Consider the following 1,339-nt stretch of genomic DNA (forward strand, 5'->3'; position numbering starts at 1 on the left):
GCCGCTGACCCTCATCATATCGATCCGACCGCGTATCTCGAAGAGCTACTGACTCAAGCGTCCCCAGATTTGATGCGCCAAATGCTCACTGACTTCATCAACCAGATTCTTTCCGCCCAAGCAGACACCGTCTGCGGGGCTGATTACGCCACCGTGTCAGCCGAGCGCACCAACACACGTAATGGCTACCGTCATCGCCAACTTGATACCCGAGTCGGCAGCATTGATGTGGCAATCCCGAAGCTACGCACCGGCGCATTTTTCCCTGACTGGCTGCTAGAGCGCCGCAGCCGCACCGAGCGTGCCCTGACCACAGTCATCGCCACCTGTTACCTGAAAGGAGTCTCCACTCGCAGGATGAACGACCTGGTGGCCACCCTTGGGATCAACAACTTGTCGAAGTCTCAGGTCAGCCAGATGGCCAAAGAACTCGATGACATGGTCGATGACTTCCGCACCCGCCGGCTTGACCAAGGCCCCTACCACTTTGTCTCCTGCGACGCGCTGACAATGAAGGTGCGGGAAGGCGGACGTGTCGTAAAGACCAGCGTGTTGCTGGCCACAGGTGTCAACGCTGACGGCTACCGAGAGCTTTTGGGCATGCAGGTTGCCACCGCGGAATCTACCGCGTCGTGGACCGGGTTCTTTCGGGACCTCATCGCCCGTGGCCTGACCGGGGTATTCCTCGTTACTAGTGATGCCCATCTTGGTATTCAAGCAGCCGTGGGTGACTGCCTGCCGCAGGCTAGTTGGCAGCGGTGTCGAACGCACTTCGCGAAGAACCTCTCGGCCCAGGTTCCCAAAACCCAATGGCCGACTCTGTCAGCGATGTTTCACACAATCTTTCAGCAACCCGATGCCGCTAGTGTGTGGGCCCAAGCTCGTGAGGTTATTGAATTCTGCCAGCAGAAATTCCCTCACGTTGCCACCTACCTCGAGGAGTGTCTCGACGAGCTGTTGGCGTTTACCGCTGCGCCGAGAGCGGTGTGGACCAAAATCTGGTCGAATAACCCCACTGAACGGCTCAATAGGGAGATCCGCCGGCGTACCGATGTCGTAGGAATCTTCCCAAACCGAGACGCTGTTGTGCGCCTTGTTGGGGCGGTTTTGGCCGAACAGCACGATGACTGGATCCAACAGAAGCGTTATATGTCACTGACCAGCCTGGCACAGACCAAAGAGATCATCGCCGCTGGGGTCATCGACGAGGACCGCGACAACAACCAGGAGATCGCCGCGTGAATACCCTCACCCCTTATCCCCGAGATGGCCCCTAAACCACCGCCATGAAACTAACCCCAGATTCGAAAACAGATACACCACTACCCAGGACTTGACC

1 protein-coding gene is annotated in these 1,339 nt (G+C 57.7%); it reads left to right on the top strand.

Annotated elements, in window-relative coordinates; translation table 11 throughout:
• Window positions 1-1,242 (top strand): IS256 family transposase (locus MHY13_RS12075; RefSeq protein ID WP_239283244.1); only part of this gene is annotated, 1,242 nt, incomplete at its 5' end.
• Window positions 1,243-1,339 lie beyond the last annotated feature (97 nt).

Source organism: Corynebacterium sp. ACRPE (assembly GCF_022347435.1).
GTDB lineage: Bacteria > Actinomycetota > Actinomycetes > Mycobacteriales > Mycobacteriaceae > Corynebacterium > Corynebacterium tuberculostearicum_D.